This window comes from Acidovorax sp. HMWF018 (assembly GCF_003061035.1).
Lineage (GTDB): Bacteria > Pseudomonadota > Gammaproteobacteria > Burkholderiales > Burkholderiaceae_C > Acidovorax > Acidovorax delafieldii.
The window spans coordinates 1-3243 of sequence record NZ_QAIM01000364.1; the positions used below are offsets into that span (position 1 = coordinate 1).

Annotated in this window: 2 protein-coding genes and 1 pseudogene; all 3 read right to left on the reverse strand. The window is 64.0% G+C overall.

The window, feature by feature from the left end; translation table 11 throughout:
• Positions 1–135: 135 nt before the first annotated feature.
• The 3 genes and pseudogenes from DBR23_RS13985 to DBR23_RS13995 all read right to left on the reverse strand — a co-directional run bounded on the left by DBR23_RS13985 (position 136) and on the right by DBR23_RS13995 (position 2437).
• Positions 136–1689: pseudogene (locus DBR23_RS13985) on the reverse strand (IS66 family transposase).
• Positions 1690–1769: 80 nt separating this feature from the next.
• Complete coding sequence (tnpB, locus tag DBR23_RS13990) at positions 1770–2102, reverse strand: IS66 family insertion sequence element accessory protein TnpB (RefSeq protein ID WP_015912732.1); 333 nt, start codon at positions 2100–2102, stop codon at positions 1770–1772.
• Positions 2099–2437 carry a transposase gene (locus DBR23_RS13995; protein ID WP_015912731.1) on the reverse strand — a complete coding sequence of 113 codons (339 nt, stop codon included), beginning with the start codon at positions 2435–2437 and terminating at the stop codon, positions 2099–2101. Before DBR23_RS13995 ends, tnpB begins: the two co-directional genes overlap by 4 nt.
• Positions 2438–3243 lie beyond the last annotated feature (806 nt).

The window sequence follows — 3243 nt, forward strand, 5'->3', positions numbered from 1 at the left end:
GGCCAGCGCGGCAGCATAGGTATGGTTGCTCGGCGGTTTGCACGCCAGCTGAAATGGGCGCGGCTTCAAAGCCTATGTCCTATGGCTGGGTGCAACGTAAGCGTCCGGCAAACCCAGGCCTACCGAGGCCGGTGATCAGGCGTCGGCGGGTTTCCAGCGGTGTGGCAGGAGCTCGACGATGCGGCTGGCCTTGTGCGTGGGCAGTCGCGTGAGCACGTCCTTGAGGTAGGCATACGGGTCGTGCCCGTTCATACGGGCCGACTGGATCAGGCTCATGACGGCGGCCGCTCGCTGGCCCGCACGCAGGCTGCCGGCAAACAGCCAGTTGTTACGACCGATGGCAATGGGCCGGATCTGGTTCTCGATCCAGTTGTTGTCGACCGGCAGTTGTCCGTCATCCACGAATCGGGTCAGCGCATCCCAGCGCCGCAGGCTGTAGTCCAGCGCCTTGGCGGTTGCTGATCCGTCGGGCACCTGGCGCCGTTGCAGCGTCATCCACTCTTTAAGAGCGTCCAGGATCGGCCGGGTCTGCTGCTGCCGAACGGCTTGCCGTTACTCGGTGTCCAGCTCTTTGACGTCCCGCTCGATCTCATAGACCCGGGCGAACTGCTGCAGGGCGAACTCGGCGATCTGGCTCTGGTTGGCCGCGTGCAGGTCGAAGAACTTGCGCCGGGCATGGGCCAGACAGCCCACCTCGGTCACGCCGCTGGCGATCAAGGCCTTGTAGCCGCTGAAGTCGTCGCAGGTCAGGCAGCCCTTCCAGGCCTTGTCGGTGCCGTGGCCCAGGAAGCGCCGGGCGTGTTCGCCCGAGCGGGATTCGCAGAAGTCGTAGACCACAGCCTTGATGCTCTCGAAGGCCCCCGGCGCATAGGCCCAGAGGTAGGCGCGGTGCGTCTTGCCATCGCCGGGCTTGAGCATGGCCACCGGCGTCTCATCGGCGTGTAGCACCCGGTGGCTGAGGATCTCGGTCTTCAGGGCATCGACCAGCGGCTGCAGCCGCACCCCGCAGGTGCCCACCCACTGCGCCAGGTTCGAGCGAGGGATGGCCAGGCCAGCGCGGCCGAAGATCGCCTCCTGCCGGTACAGCGGCAGGTGATCGGCGTACTTGCCCACCAGCACCTGGGCCAGCAGGCCGGTGGTGGGGATACCTTTGTCGATGACGTGCGCCTCGACCGGCGCTTGTTGAATGGTCTCGCACCGGGCGCAGGCCCACTTGCCGCGGATGTGGCGCTCGACACTGAAGACGCCGGGCACATAGTCCAGCTTCTCGGCCACGTCCTCGCCCACGCGTTTCATCTGGCAGCCACACGCGCACGTGGTGGACGTGGGTTCGTGGCGGATCTCGCGGCGTGGCAGGTGCGCCGGCAAGGGCATCCGCTTGGCCTGTCTCTTCTCGGGGGTGGCCGGTGCTTGCGTCTGCGCCAGCGCGTCGATCTCGCTGGCCACGGCCGCCAGGTCCGCTTCGATCTCGTCGTCGAGCAGGCTCTTCTGCTCAGGGCTGAAGCGCTCTGATTGGGCGGCGAACTTCATGCGCTTCAAGAGCGCGTTCTCGTGCGTGAGCTTGTCGATGAGGGTCTGCTTGAAGGCAAGCTCCTGGTCCTTGGCAGCAGCGGCTTGCAGCATGGACAGCAGCGCCGAGCGCAATTGCTCGGGACTCAGACTATCCAGGGATTGCGGCTCTACGACCATGGGCATGACTGTGCCAGCGCCGGTAACGCCACGCCATTGGCACATGCACCGATTGGCAGGCCGCATGTCAGCGATCAGATTCAGAGCACGGTGATGAGGCCACCATCGCCCAGGCGCTGCCAAGGCAACCCGAGCACCAGAGCGTCGAACTGCGAGCGGCTGAGCGTGGTGGTCAACGCACCGTCACGCGGCCAGACGAACTTGCCGCTGTTCAGGCGCCGCGCCGCCAGCCACACCCCAATGCCGTCGTGCACCAACACCTTCATGCGGCTGGCTCTCCGGTTGGCAAACAGGTAGGCGTGATGCGGACGCGCAGCACCGAAGACGGCCACCACACGGGCCAGCGCGGTGTCTGTGCCGGCACGCATGTCCAGCGGCTCGGTAGCCAGCCACAGGGCGTCGATGCGGATCACTTGAGCAGGTCCCGCATCCAGGCCGCGCAGTGCTCGGCCGCGCAGACCGGCCAGGTCAGCGAGATGCTGGTAGCGCCACGGCGCAACTCGATGCGGATGTCTGGGGCCGGCGCACAGCTGGGCGCAGGCAGCGTCACCGGCACGAAGGTGGGAACTTGCATATCTGTGCTGGGGGCATGGGCCAGTCGGCGCCATTTGTGCACGACGTTGGCGTTGATGCCGTGCGAGAGCGCCACGCTGGCCACCGATGCACCGGGCTGGGCGCACTCGGCCAGGATCTGCTGCTTGAGCTCGGCGCTGTGGCGCCGACGGGTCTTGTTCTGGGCTTCGGTCATGGTGTCCACCTATCTGGTTTGGTGGACACCATCGTTGCCGCTTACGCCGCCGCCCTCAAGGGTGGGATGACCGTGCGCTTACGCTTCGCGCACCAATCGCGCTCAATGTTCTAGGTTGGGGGCAGAGCGTGGTTTCGGGAGTAGAAGAGGTAGTGCGCACTGACTCAACCTACCGCTTTTTTGAGTGTGTCTCTTGGGCTTTCGGCTATCACCGACTCGGACTCGGAGTCGTGCTCAAACGGCACCCGCTTCAGTCGATTGTTGGCTTCTCCTCCAGCAAAGTCCTCTCCGGGTACGTTGATCCTTGTTCCCAAGCAAGAGTTGGGGAGTGGCGCTCCGAGAGGCGCTTCTCTCCGTTCGTTGTGTAAGGCGCCAACGTCCTGTCGCGACAGGTGGCGACAAGGTTCGGTGATGGGAGCATCAATTGCGCCCCGGGCGCTCTCACACGCAGAGCGCTCCTGTGTCTTCTCCTGAGACACGTCTAAATCTTTTCGCTGGCGCCTCTCATCATTGGCGCGTTCGCAAACACAGTGCAGTCGGCGCTTTTGGTTGCAGTGCGATAGCCATAGCGACAAAGGGTTGCTCTATGACCTTCGCTCGGGCAAGCGGGCAGTGTCATTCACTGGCATTTCTCACACAACACTGCAATCGATGCACTCCCATCAAGTGCCCAGTGCAGGCACCTCTATCGACTGCCTCTAGGGCCATTGTGAGTGTTGGTGCCGATGCAATCTTGACCAGCTAAACCGCAAAGTGCCAATCCAATATTGACCAGGGTGTTCCACTGACCTGCTGAGAATTTCAGC